The sequence below is a fragment of the Plantactinospora sp. WMMB334 genome, assembly GCF_049179095.1.
In the GTDB taxonomy this organism is placed as follows: Bacteria; Actinomycetota; Actinomycetes; order Mycobacteriales; family Micromonosporaceae; genus Plantactinospora.
On sequence record NZ_JBMHME010000002.1, the window covers coordinates 2,055,326 to 2,070,481 of the forward strand.

A 15,156-nucleotide genomic window follows, 5' to 3' on the forward strand; every position below is an offset into this window, starting at 1 on the left:
GAGGAGAAGCAGATGACCGTCACCACCACCGTCGTAGCGGACGAACTGGTGCTCTCCGGCTGGTCGGCCGCGTCCGCGTTCGGGCTCGGCGCCGACCGGTTCACCGCTGGCCTGCGGGCCGGCACCGGCGCGGTCACCCCGCTGGACCGGGCGGCCTGGCCCGGACCGTACGACCGGGCCGGACTGATCCCCGGCTTCGACCTCGCCGGGGTGCTCGGCAAGAAGGGCACCAGGTCGATGGACCGGGCCACCGGGATCGCCATCGCCACCGTCGGGATGCTGCTGGACGCGTACGGGCGGGAGCGGCTCGGCGAGCCGGAGCGGCTCGGCCTGGTGCTCGGCACCGGCTCCGGCAGCGTGCAGAGCATCATGGACTTCACCCGGGAGTCGCTGACCGGGGCGAAGCCGTTCCACGTCGACCCGGCCCGCTTCCCGAACACGGTGATGAACCGGGCCGCCGGGCAGAGCGCGATCTGGTACGGGCTGAAGGGCCCGAACACCACCATCGCGGGCGGTGCGCTGACCGGCCTGCTGGCGCTGAACTACGCCGTACGGCTGCACCGCTGCGGCCACGGGGACACGATCCTCTGCGGCGCGGTCGAGGAGTACTCGGTGCAGCGCGGCTGGCTGGAGTGGCACGCCCGGTCCGGTGACGGCGCCGACCCGGGGGCCGGGCAGGCGGGACCGCTCGGCGAGGGGTGCGCGATCTTCCTGCTCGAGTCGCGGGCGAACGCGATCCGGCAGCAGCGCCGGCCGCTGGCGGCGGTCCGGGGTTCCCGGTTCGCCGCCTTCGCCGACCCGGCGGCGGTGCGGCCCACACTGGCCCGCTGCGTCGGCGAGGCGCTCGCCGCGGCCGGCCTGCGCCCGGCCGACGTGACAGTGCTGGCCGCCTCCGACAGTGGTGGTGAACTCGGCGCGCAGGAGGAGGCCGCCCTGGCCGACGTGCTCGGCCCGGGCCGGCCGGCCCGGGTGCGCTGCCGGGCCCTGCTCGGCGACACCAGCGCGGCGTCGTCGGCGTTCCAACTCGCCGCCGCCCTCGCCGAACTCGCCGCCCCGTCCGGTGCGTCCGCTGGGGCCGAGCGCCAGGGCCGTCCCGGCGGCGTCGCCCTGGTGACCGGGGTGGACCGGGACGGCCAGGTCGGCTGCACCCTGCTCGGGACGGTGGGCTGAGCGGTGACCGCCTCCACACTGGACCTCATCAACGGGCTGCCGGACGGCGTCTGGCGGCCGTGTCCGCGCTGCGCCGCGCTGCTGCACCGGGACCGGCTGGCCCGGGCCCTGCACACCTGCCCCGAATGCGGTCACCACCTGCCGCTCCCCGCCGACGAGCGGATCGCGCTGCTGGTCGACCCGGACAGCTTCGTCGAGCACGACGCCGACCTCGCCGCCGCCGATCCGCTGGAGTTCACCGACCGGATGCCGTACCCGCAACGGCTGGCCCGGGCGCGGGCCAGGACCGGCCGGGCCGACGGCGCGGTACTGGGGCTGGCGACGATCGGCGGGCACCGCGTCGTCCTGGTCGTACTCGACTTCGCGTTCCTCGGCGGCAGCATGGGCTCGGTGGTCGGCGAGAAGGTCGCCCGGGCCGCCGAGACCGCCCTCGACCACGGGGTGCCGCTGGTCGCGGTCAGCGCCTCCGGCGGCGCCCGGATGCAGGAGGGAGTGCTCTCCCTGCTGCAGATGGCGAAGACCGCCGCCGCTGTCCGGCTGCTCCGGGACGCCGGGGTGCCGTACCTCAGCGTCCTCACCGACCCGGTCTACGGCGGGGTGGCGGCCTCCTTCGCCAGCCTCGGTGACGTGATCGTCGCCGAGGAGGGGACCCGGGCCGGCTTCGCCGGTCCGAGGGTGATCGAGCAGACGATCCGGCAGCCGCTGCCGGCGGGCTTCCAGACCGCCCGCTTCCTGCACGAGCACGGCCACGTCGACATGGTGGTACGCCGGGCGGAGCTGCGCGGCGTGCTGAGCCGGCTCGTCGGGTTCTGCGTCGCGGCCGGTGCCGGCGGCGCCCCCGGGCAGCCGGTCGGGGATCCGGTCGGGCACCTGCCCGGCGGTGCCGGGCCGCGGTCGCGCGGCTCCGGGCACGACGTGCGGCCGGCGCGGCCGGCGGGGTCGGCGGGGTCGGCGGGGTCGGCGGACGCCTGGACGGCGGTGGGTCGGGCCCGGGCAACCGACCGGCCGACGGTGCGGCAGCACATCGAACGGATCTTCGGCGACTTCGTCGAGCTGCACGGCGACCGCTGGGAGCGGGACGACTCCGCGATCGTCGGCGGGCTGGCCCGGCTGGCCGGGGCACCGGTGGTGGTGGTCGGGCACGCCAAGGGGCGGGACACCCGGGAGAACGTGGCGAACAACTTCGGCATGCCGCACCCGGCCGGCTACCGCAAGGTGATGCGGCTCTTCGAGCTGGCGCAGCGCTGGGGCGTACCGGTGGTGACCCTGGTGGACACCCCGGGGGCGTACCCGGGGCTGGCGGCGGAGGAGGGCAACCAGAGCGGGGCGATCGCCGAGACCCTCGCCCTGGCGGCGGGGCTGCGGACCCCGGTGGTCGCGGTGATCACCGGCGAGGGCGGCAGCGGTGGCGCGCTCGCGCTGGCCGTGGCGGACCGGTTGCTGATCCAGGAGAACGGCGTCTTCTCGGTGATCAGTCCGGAGGGCTGTGCCGCGATCCTCTTCGGCGACGCCGGGCAGGCCCCGGCGGCGGCCCGCGCGCTGCGGCTGCGCGCCGAGGATCTCGGCCGGCTCGGCGTGGTCGACGAGATCCTGCCGGAGCCGCCGGGTGACCCGGAGCGGGCCGCCGGGATCGTCGCGCACGCGGTGGCCCGGTCGCTGCGCCAGCTCGCCGGGATCCCGGTCGAGGAGCTGCTCGCCGCCCGCTACCGCCGGCTGCGCGGCCACGGCGTGCTGGCCCCGGACGGTGGCGACGCCACACCGGGTGCCGCCACGGCGGGGTCGGGTGTCGGCCCGGCCGGGGTGGGTGCCGGCTCGGCCGGGCGGCCGGCGACGGAGCCATGGAAGGAAGGCGCGCATGTCTGAGCACGTCCGCGAGCCGGCCGCCGTTCGGGCGCCAAACGGCACCCTGCCGCCGGCCGTCGACCGGGTTGACGCGCCGGTGGTCACCGACGCCGCGCTGCGCACGGCGGTCCGGGCCGCGGCCGAGGTGGCGGAACTGGTCCGCGATCCGGCGATCCGGCGGGTCCGGCTGACCGTGGCCGACGTCCTGATCGAGGTCGAGCGGGCCGATCCGGGCCCCGCCGGGGAGGCTCCGGCCGTCACCGGCACCGCCACCTCCGGGGCGCGGGCTCCCGATACCGCCGTTTCCGCCGAGGCGGTGCCAGTTGCGGGCGTCGCCGCTCCGCCGGGCGGCACCGTGGCGGTGACCGCGCCGCTGATGGGGGTCTTCTACCGCTGCCCCGGCCCGGACCAGCCGCCCTTCGCCGAGGTCGGCCAGCGGGTCGAGGCCGGCGACCAGGTCGCGATCGTGGAGGCGATGAAGATGATGAACCCGGTCGTCACCGACCGGGGCGGGATCGTCCGGGCCGTGCACGCCACCGACGGCGAGGTCGTCGAGTACGAGCAGCCGCTGCTCAGCATCGAGCCGGGCTGAGGTGCCGGAGATGGTCGACCGGGTACTCATCTGCAACCGGGGCGAGATCGCCGTCCGGATCCTCCGCGCCTGCCGCGACCTCGGCCTGGAGACGGTACTGGTCCATTCCTCCGCCGACCGGGAGAGCCTGGCGGTGCAGCTCGCCGACCAGGCCGTCCAGATCGGACCCGGTCCGGTCGCCCGCAGCTACACCAACATCCCGGCGATCCTCTACGCCGCCGCCAAGTCCGGCGCCGACGCGGTGCATCCGGGCTGCGGCTTCCTCTCCGAGGACCCGGTCTTCGCCGCCTCCTGCCGGGGCGTCGGGCTCACCTTCGTCGGCCCGGCCGCCGAGCACATCGCGCTGATGGGCGACAAGGTGGCGGCCCGGTCGGCGATGCGCGCCGCCGGGGTGCCGGTGCTGCCCGGTTCGGACGGCACCGTCGACTCCCTCGGCGAGGCGGTGGCCGCGGCCGGCGGGATCGGCTTCCCGCTGATCGTCAAGTCGGTGGCCGGCGGTGGCGGCCGGGGCATCGCCGTGGTGCACCGGGCCGAGGAGCTGCCGTCGGCGTACGAGACGACCCGCGCCGCCGCCCGGACCATCTTCGGTGACGACCGCGTCTACCTGGAGCGCTACCTGCCATCGGCCCGGCACATCGAGGTGCAGGTGCTGGCCGACGGGCACGGCACCGTGCTGCACCTCGGCGAGCGGGACTGCTCGGTCCAACGCCGGCACCAGAAGCTGGTCGAGGAGTCCCCGTCCCCGGCCCTCGACCCCGAGCTGCGGGAGCGGCTCTGCGCGGCGGCGGTGGCCGGGGCCCGGGACATCGGCTACGTCAGCGCCGGCACCTTCGAGTTCCTGGTCGCCCCGGACGGTGCGGCGTACTTCATGGAGATGAACACCCGGCTCCAGGTCGAGCATCCGATCACCGAGGTACGCACCGGGCTCGACATCGTCGCCTGGATGATCCGGATCGCCGACGGGGAACGGCTGGGCCTGACCCAGTCCGACGTCCGGTTCGACGGGCACGCGATCGAGGCGCGGATCAACGCCGAGGACGTCGACCGGGACTGGGCCGGCTCGACCGGCCGGGTGCACGGGCTGCGGATGCCGGCCGGTCCCGGCGTACGGGTGGACAGCCACCTCTACGACGGCTACGTCGTACCGCCGTTCTACGACTCGCTGCTGGCCAAGGTCGTCACGCACGGCGCGACCCGGGAGGAGGCGCTGCGCCGGCTGGACCGGGCGCTGGCCGAGTACCGGTCGGCGGGGGTGACCACGAACGTGGACTTCCACCGCCGGCTGCTGCGCCACCCCGGCTTCCGCGCCGGTGACTACCAGTTCGGCGTCGTCGAGTCCGTACTCGCCGAGCCGATCGCCGGCGGTGCCGGCGCCGTCACAGACCACGAGATGCACACCGAGAGGACGGAAAGCCATGTCTGACCAGATCACCACGACGCTCGACAAGGAAGACCTGCGGCAGCTCATCGCCGACACCATCGACGTCGACCTGGCCGAGGTCACCGACGACGCGCACTTCGTCAACGACCTGGAGGTGGACTCCCTGATGGCCCTGGAGATCACCGTCCGGCTGGAGAAGCGGTACGGCGTGAAGATGGAGGAGAGCGAGCTGGTCGCGGTCAGCACGCTGGACAGCACCTACGAGCTCCTCGACGGCAAGCTGCGGGCCGGGTCGTGACGCTGCGCTGCGCACCCCTGACCGAGCTGGTCGAGCTGGTCGAGGCCGGCCCGACCTCGGCGGTCGCGACCGCCACGGTGGATCCCGGCGATCCCGTCTTCGCCGGCCACTTCCCGGGCTTCCCGCTGCTGCCCGGGGTCTACCTGGTCGAACTGGTCGGCCAGACCGTCCGGGCCGCACTGCGCGGCGCCGGCTACCGGCCGGAGCTGGCCGCGCTGGACCGGTGCCGCTTCCTCAGCCCGGTCGCCCCCGGCGACCCGCTGCGGATCGAGGTGGCGATGCAGTGGGCCGGCCCGGAGCTGCGCTGCGCCGCCACCATGCACGGCGAGCGGGGGCGCGCCGCCGAGCTGCGGCTGCGCTACCGCCCGGAGGAGGAGTGATGTCCGCGGTACCGCTCGGGGGAAGAATGACGTTCGGAGTGGCCGAGATCAGGCGGGTGGTGCCGCACCGGTACCCGATCCTGCTGCTCGACCGGGTGGTCGAGCTGGTGCCGGGGGAGCGGCTGACCGCGGTGAAGGCGGTGAGCTGCACCGAGGCGTGCTTCCAGCGGCTCGGTGACGGTGCCGGTGACCGCGACTACGCGTACCCGGCGACCCTGATCGTCGAGTCCTGGGCGCAGGCGGGGGTCCTCCTCGCCACCTGGGAGAAGCCCAACCCCGACGTGCTGGTCGGGATGGTCGGGCTGGCCGGGGCGATCAACAACGTCAGCTTCGGCGCTCCGGTCTATCCCGGTGACCTCCTGGAGCACCGGGTCCGGCTGGTCAAGGTCGTCGGTGACACGGTGATCCTCGAGGGCGAGACCGTGGTCGGTGACCGGACGGTGATGCGGGTCGGGCAGTTCGTCGAGACCCAGCGCCCGGTGAGTGCGCTGCGTCCGGCCGAACCGGCCCCGGTTGCGGGATGAGGAGCGAAATGACCGAGAACGGACGACGCGTCGCGCTGGTCAGTGGCGGGTCCCGGGGGATCGGCCGGGCCGTGGTGGCCCGGCTCGCCGCCGACGGCTACGACGTGGCCTTCTGCTACCAGGCCAACGCCGAGGCGGCGGAGCTCTCCGCCAAGGCTGCCCGGGCCGCCGGCGCCCGGGTGCTCTGCCGGCAGGTCGACGTGGTGGAGCTGGCCCAGGTGCGCGACTTCGTCGCCGCCACCGAGGACGAGCTCGGCCCGATCGAGGCGGTGGTCACGGTCGCCGGGGTGACCCGGGACCGGCCGCTGGTGCTGATGAGCGAGGACGAGTGGCACGGCGTGCTGCGGACCAACCTGGACGGGACGTACACGGTGTGCCGCTCCGCCGTCTTCGCCATGATGAAGCGGCGGCGCGGGGCGGTGGTGACCCTCTCCTCCGTCGCCGGGGTGGCCGGGAACGCCGGCCAGACCAACTACTCCGCCTCCAAGGCCGGGATCATCGGCTTCACCAAGGCGCTGGCCAAGGAGATGGGCCGGTACGGCATCCGGGCCAACGTGGTGGCGCCGGGCTTCGTCGAGACCGACATGACCTCCGGGCTGCCGGCCTCGGTCACCAGCCAGATGCTGGACCGGATCCCGCTGGGCCGGTTCGGCCGGCCGGAGGAGACCGCCGAGCTGGTCGGCTTCCTCGCCTCCGACCGGGCCTCCTACGTCACCGGCCAGGTCTTCCACGTCGACGGCGGGATCGCGCTCTAGCCGGCCGCGCCCCAACACACCCGAGGAGTCCGCCATGGCGGTGCGCCGCACCCCACGGTTCTACTTCAGCCTGCGCAGCCCGTACTCCTGGCTCGCCCACCGGGACCTGCACGAGCGGTACCCGGAGCTGGCGGCCGAGCTGGAGTGGGTGCCGTTCTGGGAGCCGGACGAGCTGAGCGGCAAGCTGCTCGCCGAGGCCGGCGGCGAGTTCGTCTACACCCCGATGTCCCGGGCCAAGCACCTCTACGTCCTCGCCGACGTGCGGCGGCTCGGCGCGCAGCGCGGGCTCTCGGTCACCTGGCCGGTCGACCGGGATCCGGTCTGGGAGATTCCGCACCTGGGCTACCTGGTGGCGCGGCGGCACGGCGCCGGGCCGGCGTACGTGGAGCGGGCGTACCGGGCCCGGTGGCAGGAGGGGCGGGACATCTGTGACCGGGCGACGGTCGCCGGGATCGCCGCCGAGCTCGGGCTCGACCCGGCCGAGGTCTCCGGGGCGGCCGACGATCCCGAGGTACGCCGCCAGGGCGTCGCCGCACTGCTCGACATCTACCGCGACGGCGTCTTCGGGGTGCCCTTCTTCGTGCACGGCTTCGAACGTTTCTGGGGAGTGGACCGGCTGGCCGCCTTCGCCGCCTCGGTGGCAGACCGGTTAGGAAGGGCCCCCTCTACAACAGAAAACGATAAGCGGGGGCCCTTCCTTGCGCCCGCGGCGGGGCGGACCGACGAGGGCCACGCCGGCGGCTGCGGCTGAGCGGCCGCGGCTGAGCGGCCGCGTTGAGCCGGCTGCGTCGAGCGGCCGCGTGGCGCGGAGCCGTCGATATAGCCCGAATAGAGACGCCGACCGTACGGTCTGGCACGGAAAACGCCGATGGCGCGGAAGGCCGGGGAAGTAGACGTGTCCGAGGGAAGCATCGTCGAGGCGGTCCGGCAGCATGTGGCCGGATCGCCGGAGCGGCAGGCCGTGGTCTTCTGCCGTGCCGCGGGGGAGCGGTTCACCGAGTCGTGCCTGACCTACGCCGAGCTCGACCGGGCGGCCCGGTCGACCGCGGCCTGGCTGGGCCACCGCTGCCGGCCGGGTGACCGGGTGCTGCTGCTCTATCCGACCGGGCTGGAGTTCGTGGCCGGCTTTCTCGGCTGTCTCTACGCGGGCGCGGTGCCGGTGCCGGTGCCGTTGCCGGCGAACTACCGGCACCACGCCGACCGGACCAGCGCGATCGCCCGGAACGCGGACGTGACGGCGGTGCTGACCGACCCGGAGAACCTGGGGGTGGTCGCCGACTGGATGCTCCAGGAGGGACTCGACCAGTTGGCCCTGGCGGCGACCGACATCACCGGACCCGGGGCGGTGCAGGACGACGCCCGGGACTGGCGGCCGTATCCGGTCCGGCCCGACGACATCGCGTTCCTGCAGTACACCTCCGGCTCGACAAGCGACCCCAAGGGCGTGATGGTCACCCACGGCAACGTGCTGCACAACATCGGCTCGGTGCACCGCACGCTCGGCTGGACCGACCGGACCCGGTTCTGCAGCTGGCTGCCGCTCTATCACGACATGGGCCTGATCGCGATGCTGATCGCGCCGCTGCTGCTCGGCAGCACCGCCGTGCTGATCCGCCCCAACGACTTCCTCAAGCGCCCGCACCTGTGGCTGGCGGCGATCGACAGGTACGGCGCCGAGGTGGCCTGCGCGCCGAACTTCGCGTACGACCTCTGCGCCCGGCTGCTCACCGACGAGCAGGTCGCCGGGCTGGACCTCTCCCGGTGGCGGTACGCCTGCAATGGCGCCGAACCGGTCGACCCGGCCACCCTGGAGCGCTTCGCCGCCCGGTTCGCCCCGGCCGGCTTCCGCCACGAGTCGTTCCTGCCGACGTACGGGCTGGCCGAGGCGACCCTCTGCGTCACCGGTGCCCGCCCGTCCGGTGGGCCCGTCACCGCGTACGTCGATCCGGACGCCCTGGCCCGGGACGCCTTCACCCCGCTGCCACCCGGCAGCCCCGGCGGGCTGGCCCTGGTCGGCAGCGGCCGGGTGAACGGGCTCGACGTACGGATCGTCGACCCCGGCACCGGGAGCCGGGTGCCGGACGGGCGGGTCGGCGAGGTGTGGATCCGGGGCGGCAGCGTGACCCGGGGCTACTGGGGCGACCCGGTGGCGACCCGGCGGGCGTTCGGCGCGGTGGGCGCGGACGGCGAGGGCGGCTTCCTCCGCACCGGCGACCTCGGCGTCTTCGACGACGGCGAGCTCTACGTCACCGGCCGGATCAAGGAAATGATGATCGTGCACGGCCGCAACCTCTACCCGCACGACGTGGAGCGCGAGGTGCGGGAGGTCTCGGCGGCGTTCGCCGGGCTGCCCTGTGCGGTCTTCTCGGTGCCGGCGCCCCGGGAGGAGATCGTGGTCGTCCAGGAACTCCGCAGCCGGGGGCGGGACGCCGCCGAGATCGCCGGGCTGGCCGGCGCGGTCCGGACGGCGCTGAGCCGGATCCTCGGGCTGCGGGTGGCGAACGTCGTCTTCGTCCGGGTCGGCCAGGTGCGGCGGACCACCAGCGGGAAGATCCAGCGGACCATGATGCGGGAACTCTTCGTCTCCGGCGTGCTCGACGCGACGTACGAGGAACTCGACCCGGAGGTCCGCCGGCGCTACCGGCCCGAGCGTGCCGGTGCGCCGGTGCCGGCCGGGCGGGGGTGACCGGGATGCGCTACCCGGCCTTCGCCCTCGCCGAACACCTCGACCACGGCCTCGGCGACCCGCGCGACCCGGACCGGCCCGCCTCGTTCGCCCGCTGCGTGGCGCTGGACGCCCGGGAGGAGTTCCCGGCCGGGGTCTGCGCCGAGCTGGACCGGCTCGGGCTGCCCCGGTGGTACGTGCCGGTAGAGTTCGGCGGCGAGCTGCGCAGCTACGAGGAGTTGCTGCACGCCGTGCGGATCCTGGCCCGCCGCGACCTCACCGTCGCGATCGGACACGGCAAGACCTACCTCGGTGCGGTCTCCGCCTGGGTGGGCGGTACCCCGGAGCAGGCCCGCCGGATCGGTGCCGAGGTGCTCGCCGGCAGCGTCATCTCGCTGGCGCTGACCGAGCGGGAGCACGGCAGCGACCTGCTCGCCGGTGAGGTCTCGGCGGTGCCGGCCGGGGACGGCTACCGGGTCGACGGCGAGAAGTGGCTGATCAACAACGCCAGCCGGGGGGACCTGCTCTGCGTCCTGGCCCGGACCGGGCCGGCCGGCGGCACCCGGGGCTTCAGCCTGCTGATGGTCGACAAGCGGCGGCTCGCCCCCGGCACCTTCCGCTGCCTGCCGAAGGAGCGGACCCACGGGGTACGCGGGGCGGACATCAGCGGCATCGCCTTCCACGGTGCGCAGGTGCCGGCCGAGGCGCTGCTCGGCCCGGCCGGCGCCGGCCCGGAGATCGTGCTGAAGAGCGTGCAGCTCACCCGCACCATGTGCGCGGCGATGTCGCTCGGCCTGGCCGACCAGGCGCTCCGGCTGGTCCTCGACTTCGCCACCGGGCACCGCCTCTACGACCGGCCGCTGGTCGAGCTGCCGCACGCCAACCGCACCCTCACCGAGGCGTACGTCGACCTGCTGATCGGCGAGGCCGTCAGCGTGCTGACCGCGCGCGGCATCCATGCCACGCCCGGCGAGCTGAGCGTCACCTCGGCGGTCGCCAAATACCTGGTGCCGACCATGATGGACCGGAGCATTCCTCGGCTGGGGCAGGTGCTCGGGGCCCGCGCCCTGCTCACCTCCGACCACGCCGACGGGCTCTTCCAGAAGATCGAGCGGGACCACCGGATCGTCGGAATCTTCGACGGCAACACCCTGGTCAACCTCAACAGCCTGGTGAACCAGTTTCCGGGGCTGGTCCGGGGCTACCGGCGGGGCGTGGTCGACCCGGGGCTCGCCGCAACGGTCGAGCTGGCCCGGCCGCTGCCCGACTTCGACCGTGACAGGCTCGCCCTGCTCTCCCGGACGGGATGCAGCGTGGTGCAGCAGCTGCCGGCCGCCGTCGCCGAGGTGCGGGAGCTGGGCGACGCCGGCATCGCCCCGACGGCCCTCGCCCGGCAGGCCGGGACGCTGGCCGGGCTGGTCGACGGCGTACACGAGCGGATGGCCGCGTACCGGCCGTCGCCCCGGCGGGTGCCGGCGGAGGCGTTCGAGCTGGCCGGGGAGTACGCGCTCGCCTTTGCCGCGGCCGCCTGCCTGCAGCTGTGGTTGCGCAACCGGCACTGGCTCGCCGACGGCCCGACCGCGCCGCTCTGGGCGGACGCCCGCTGGTTGCGCGCCTGCCTGCACCGGCTGCTCGGCCAGCTCCAGGCGTCCTCGACCGGTGACGGTCCGACCGGCCACGGCGGCGGGGGCGACACCGGCGACGGCGAGGAGTACGACCGGCTCCTGCCGGACCTGCGGGCACAGCACCGGGACGGCCTGCTCTTCTCCCTACTTCCGGCCCGGCTCGCCGAGGCGGTCGCCGGACCGGCCGCCGCCCCGACCCGCTCGCAGACCTTCGAGGGGGTCCGATGACCGTCGACGCCGCTGCCGCACCCGGGACGGTTCCGGCCGGGCTGCCCGAGCCGGACCTGGAGACCTACCTCGGTGATCCGCACGACCCGGCGAACCCGCTGGGCTTCCCGGCGGTGCTCGCCGCCGACGAGCGCGGCGAGCTGCTCGCCGAGGGCGAGCGGGCGCTCGACGCCTACGGGCTGAACGCCGAGTTCGTGCCCCGGGCCCTCGGCGGCCGGTTCGACCGGGCCGACCGGCTGGCCCGGGTGCTGCGCGCGGTGTTCCGCCGGGACACCACCCTCGGCGTCGGCTACGGGGTCACCACCTTCATCGCCGCCACCCCGGTCTGGACCGACGGCACGGTCGAGCAGCGCCGCTGGATGGCGGAGCTGCTGCTGCGGCACGGTAAGGCCGCGGCCGGCTACAACGAGCTGGCCCACGGCACCGACTTCGGCCGGGCCGAGTTGCGCGCCCGGCGCGCCGGGGGACGCTTCCTGGTCACCGGCCGCAAGGAGATGGTCGGCAACCTGGCCAGGGCGGACGCGGTCACGCTCTTCGCCCGCACCGACGACCGGCCGGGCAGCCGCAGCCATTCGCACCTGCTGCTGGAGATGGCCGCGCTGCCGCCGGAGCACCGTCGCCACCTGCGGCGCCACCGCACCGCCGGTGTGCGCGGGGTGCTGCTCGGCGGGCTGGAGTTCACCGACTGCCCGGTGCCGGCCGACGCGGTCGTCGGGGAGCTCGGCGGCGCGATGGAGACGGTGCTGCGGGCGTTCCAGGTGACCCGGAGTGTGCTGCCGGGGATGGCGGTCGGGATCGTCGACACCCAACTGCGTACGGTGCTCCGGTTCGCCCTCGACCGCCGGCTCTACGGGTTGCCCGTCGCCGAGCTGCCGCACGCCCGGACCACCCTGGTCGACGGCTTCCTGGACCTGCTGATCGCCGACTGCCTGGCCACCGTCGCCGCCCGGGCCCTGCACGTGCTCCCCGACCAGACCAGTGTGTACAGCGCTGCGGCCAAATACCTGGTGCCGAAGCTGTTGCAGGAGGCGGCGCACCGGCTGGCGGTCGTCCTCGGTGCCCGTTCCTATCTGCGGGACGGGCCGTACGGGATCTTCCAGAAGAACCTTCGCGACCTGCTCGCCGCGACGCTCACCCACGCCAGCGCGGCGGTCTGCCAGGCGACGATCATCCCGCAGCTGCCCCGGCTGGCCCGGCAGGGCTGGCGCTGCTCACCCCCCGCTCCACCGGCGCTCTTCCGGCTCTCCGACCCACTGCCGCCGCTGGACTTCGGCGGCCTCGGGCTCTCCGCCCGGGGCGTGGACAACCTCGCCGGCACGCTGCGGGAGTACGGCACCCGGCCGGGGGCCGACCCGGCGGTCGCCGGGCTCTGCGGGCTGCTCGCCGCGGAGCTGGGCCGGCTCGCCGAGGTCTGCGCCGACCTGCCGCCCCGGGACCGCACGGTGGTCGCCGGCCGACGCAGCTTCGACCTGACCGACCGGTACGCGACCGTGCTGGCCGCCGCCGCCTGCCTCGGGGTGTGGCACCACCACCGGGACGACCCGTTCCTGGGGGACGCCCGGTGGCTCCTCGCCGCGCTCGCCCGGCTGGCCGGGCGGCTGGGGCTGCACCCGGGTACGGCACCGGACGGGGCGCGCGACCACCTCTTCACCGAGCTGCTGACCCGGCACGAGCAGCGCCGGAGCTTCGATCTCGTCGACCGGCGTCTCGCCGGCTGACGACACCGTCCGTCCTTGAAGGAGTGCACCATGTCCGGGATCATCCACGACACCTCCGTCGACGCGATCCGCAGCTGGCTGGGCGGCCGGATCGCCTTCTACCTGCAGCGGCCCGCCGAGGAGATCGACCACGACGCGCCGCTTGTCGAGATCGGCCTCGACTCCGTGTACGCGATGACCCTGAGCGGGGACGTGGAGGAGCGCTTCGACATCGAGGTGGAGCCGACGATGGCCTGGGACCACCCGACCGTCAACGCCCTCGCCGGCTACCTGCACGGCGTGCTGGGATCCCGGGGATGACCGGCCGGACCGCCGCTACCCCGGTGGAGTCGCCGTCCCCGCCGGGAGAGCCGCTGTCGGCGGGGAAGCCGCTGTCGGCGGGGGAGCCGCTGTCGGTAGGAGAGCCGCTGTCGGTGGGGCAGCAGGCGCTCTGGTTCCTCTACCGGCTCGCGCCGGAGAGCCCGGCGTACAACATCACCCTCGCGGTCCGGGTCCGGGGCGGGCTGGACGACGCGGCGCTCGGCCGGGCCGTCGCCGCGCTGGTGGCCCGACATCCGGTGCTGGCCGCCGCCTTCGCCGAGGTCGACGGGGTACCCCGGCAGTTCCTCCCGACGCCTGCTCCGCAGCCCGCTGCGGGCGCGAGCCGGGCGGGCGCCGGGCCCGACCCGGCGGACGGTTCCGGGGCGCCGGACGGCACGGGTCCGGGAGGCGTGCCGTGGCTGGAGATCCGGGACGTGCCGGAGTGCACCGACGAGGGGCTGCTCGGGCTGGCCCGGGCGGTCGGCGCGGTGCCGTTCCGGCTCGGCGCCGGGGACGTCTTCCGGGTGGTGCTGCTCCGCCGTGCCGCCGACGACGCCGCCCTGGTGCTGGTCACCCACCACATCGTCAGCGACGCCACCTCGCAGTGGCTGCTCCTGCGCGACCTGCTGGCCGGATACCGGGGGATCGCGGCCGGCGGCCCGCCGGACTGGGCGCCGCTGACCGCGAGCTACTGCGACCACGTCGAGGCGGAACGGGCACTGCTCGACTCGCCCCGGCGGGAGCGGCTGGAACGGTACTGGCGGGACCGCTGCACCGGGGTGCCGGCCGGGGTGATCCCCGTCGACCGCCCCCGACCGGAGCGGCAGACCTTCGCCGGGGCAACCCACGAGCTGCGGCTCTCCGCCGAGCTGGCCGCCCGGGTACGGTCGGCGGCCACGGCGGCCCGGGTCACCCCGTTCGCGTTCCTGCTCGGGGTCTTCCAGGCCACGCTCTACCGGTACGGCGGCCAGGACGACTTCGCGCTCGGCTGCCCGGTGGCGACCCGGCACGGCCGAGGACTGCGGGACGTGGTCGGCTACCTGGTCAACACGCTGGTGCTGCGCTCGTCGTTCGCGCCCGGCGCCTCCTTCGCCGACGCGGTCGCGGCGGCGCACCGCGAGCTCCTCGCCGGACTCGCCCACGTCGGCTACCCGTTCCCCCTGCTGGACCGGATGCTCGGCGCGGGCCGGGGTGCCAGCCGGGCGCCGCTGTTCCGGATCGCCTTCACGATGGTGGCGGCGGACCGGTTCGACCCGCCGTTGCCGCTGGTGCCGGAGGGCGCCGTCGTCGGCCCGGAGATCCCGTACGCCGGGCTGCGGCTGGCGGTGTTCGACGTGCCGCAGCTGGAGGGGCAGTTCGACCTCAACGTGGAGCTGCGCCAGGCCGGCGGTTCACTCACCGGTGCCTTCCGGTACAACACGGATCTGTTCGATGCCGCGACCATGGAACGGCTCACCGGGCACTACTGCCGGCTGCTGGAGGCGGCCACCGCCGACCCGACGCGCCGGATCGACCGGGTCTCCCTCGTCGACAGCGCCCAACTCGAACAGTTGCTCGCGTTGGGCACCGGTGGAGTCCGCCCGGGACAGTGAACCCAGGTCACCACGGCTCGGTGGCGCCGCCGGACGGCCCGAAACCCGGGACAGCTCAGGGTCGCCGCTCCGGGGGTTCTCAGGGT

At 74.7% G+C, this 15,156-nt stretch carries 14 protein-coding genes; all 14 read left to right on the forward strand.

Features of this window, described 5'->3' with window-relative positions:
* Positions 1-12: 12 nt before the first annotated feature.
* The 14 genes from ACN27G_RS08815 (at position 13) to ACN27G_RS08880 (ending at position 15,070) form a co-directional block, all read left to right on the forward strand.
* The gene (locus ACN27G_RS08815; RefSeq protein ID WP_421492279.1) at positions 13-1,170 is read left to right on the forward strand and encodes a beta-ketoacyl synthase N-terminal-like domain-containing protein; all 1,158 of its coding nucleotides are present in this window, start codon (positions 13-15) and stop codon (positions 1,168-1,170) included.
* A 3-nt stretch (positions 1,171-1,173) separates the two neighbouring features.
* Positions 1,174-3,033, forward strand: a complete 1,860-nt coding sequence (gene accD, locus ACN27G_RS08820; protein WP_421492280.1) for an acetyl-CoA carboxylase, carboxyltransferase subunit beta — start codon at positions 1,174-1,176, stop codon at positions 3,031-3,033.
* Complete coding sequence (locus ACN27G_RS08825; protein ID WP_421492281.1) at positions 3,026-3,604, forward strand: acetyl-CoA carboxylase biotin carboxyl carrier protein; 579 nt, start codon at positions 3,026-3,028, stop codon at positions 3,602-3,604. Before accD ends, ACN27G_RS08825 begins: the two co-directional genes overlap by 8 nt.
* Positions 3,605-3,614: 10 nt before the next feature.
* A complete protein-coding gene (locus tag ACN27G_RS08830) occupies positions 3,615-5,027 on the forward strand; it encodes an acetyl-CoA carboxylase biotin carboxylase subunit (protein ID WP_421492282.1) in 1,413 nt (470 codons plus the stop codon).
* Positions 5,020-5,283, forward strand: a complete 264-nt coding sequence (locus tag ACN27G_RS08835; RefSeq protein ID WP_421492283.1) for an acyl carrier protein — start codon at positions 5,020-5,022, stop codon at positions 5,281-5,283. The genes ACN27G_RS08830 and ACN27G_RS08835 overlap by 8 nt, the downstream gene beginning before the upstream one ends.
* Entirely contained in the window at positions 5,280-5,663 is a 384-nt protein-coding gene (locus ACN27G_RS08840; RefSeq protein ID WP_421492284.1) for a 3-hydroxyacyl-ACP dehydratase FabZ family protein, read from the forward strand. Before ACN27G_RS08835 ends, ACN27G_RS08840 begins: the two co-directional genes overlap by 4 nt.
* Entirely contained in the window at positions 5,663-6,187 is a 525-nt protein-coding gene (locus ACN27G_RS08845) for a 3-hydroxyacyl-ACP dehydratase FabZ family protein (protein WP_421492285.1), read from the forward strand. The genes ACN27G_RS08840 and ACN27G_RS08845 overlap by 1 nt, the downstream gene beginning before the upstream one ends.
* Before the next feature lie 8 nt (positions 6,188-6,195).
* On the forward strand, positions 6,196-6,942 hold the full coding sequence (gene fabG, locus ACN27G_RS08850) for a 3-oxoacyl-[acyl-carrier-protein] reductase (protein ID WP_421492286.1): 747 nt from the start codon (positions 6,196-6,198) through the stop codon (positions 6,940-6,942).
* Between the two features lie 34 nt (positions 6,943-6,976).
* Positions 6,977-7,693, forward strand: a complete 717-nt coding sequence (locus tag ACN27G_RS08855) for a 2-hydroxychromene-2-carboxylate isomerase (RefSeq protein ID WP_421492287.1) — start codon at positions 6,977-6,979, stop codon at positions 7,691-7,693.
* A gap of 144 nt (positions 7,694-7,837) precedes the next feature.
* Positions 7,838-9,628 (forward strand): fatty acyl-AMP ligase, encoded by a 1,791-nt coding sequence (locus tag ACN27G_RS08860; protein ID WP_421492288.1) that lies wholly within the window; start codon positions 7,838-7,840, stop codon positions 9,626-9,628.
* Between the two features lie 5 nt (positions 9,629-9,633).
* On the forward strand, positions 9,634-11,460 hold the full coding sequence (locus ACN27G_RS08865; protein ID WP_421492289.1) for an acyl-CoA dehydrogenase family protein: 1,827 nt from the start codon (positions 9,634-9,636) through the stop codon (positions 11,458-11,460).
* Positions 11,457-13,178: an acyl-CoA dehydrogenase gene (locus tag ACN27G_RS08870; RefSeq protein ID WP_421492290.1), complete on the forward strand. Its 1,722-nt coding sequence runs from the start codon at positions 11,457-11,459 to the stop codon at positions 13,176-13,178. The genes ACN27G_RS08865 and ACN27G_RS08870 overlap by 4 nt, the downstream gene beginning before the upstream one ends.
* A gap of 30 nt (positions 13,179-13,208) precedes the next feature.
* On the forward strand, positions 13,209-13,478 hold the full coding sequence (locus ACN27G_RS08875) for an acyl carrier protein (RefSeq protein WP_421492291.1): 270 nt from the start codon (positions 13,209-13,211) through the stop codon (positions 13,476-13,478).
* Positions 13,475-15,070 carry a condensation domain-containing protein gene (locus ACN27G_RS08880; RefSeq protein WP_421492292.1) on the forward strand — a complete coding sequence of 532 codons (1,596 nt, stop codon included), beginning with the start codon at positions 13,475-13,477 and terminating at the stop codon, positions 15,068-15,070. Before ACN27G_RS08875 ends, ACN27G_RS08880 begins: the two co-directional genes overlap by 4 nt.
* Positions 15,071-15,156 lie beyond the last annotated feature (86 nt).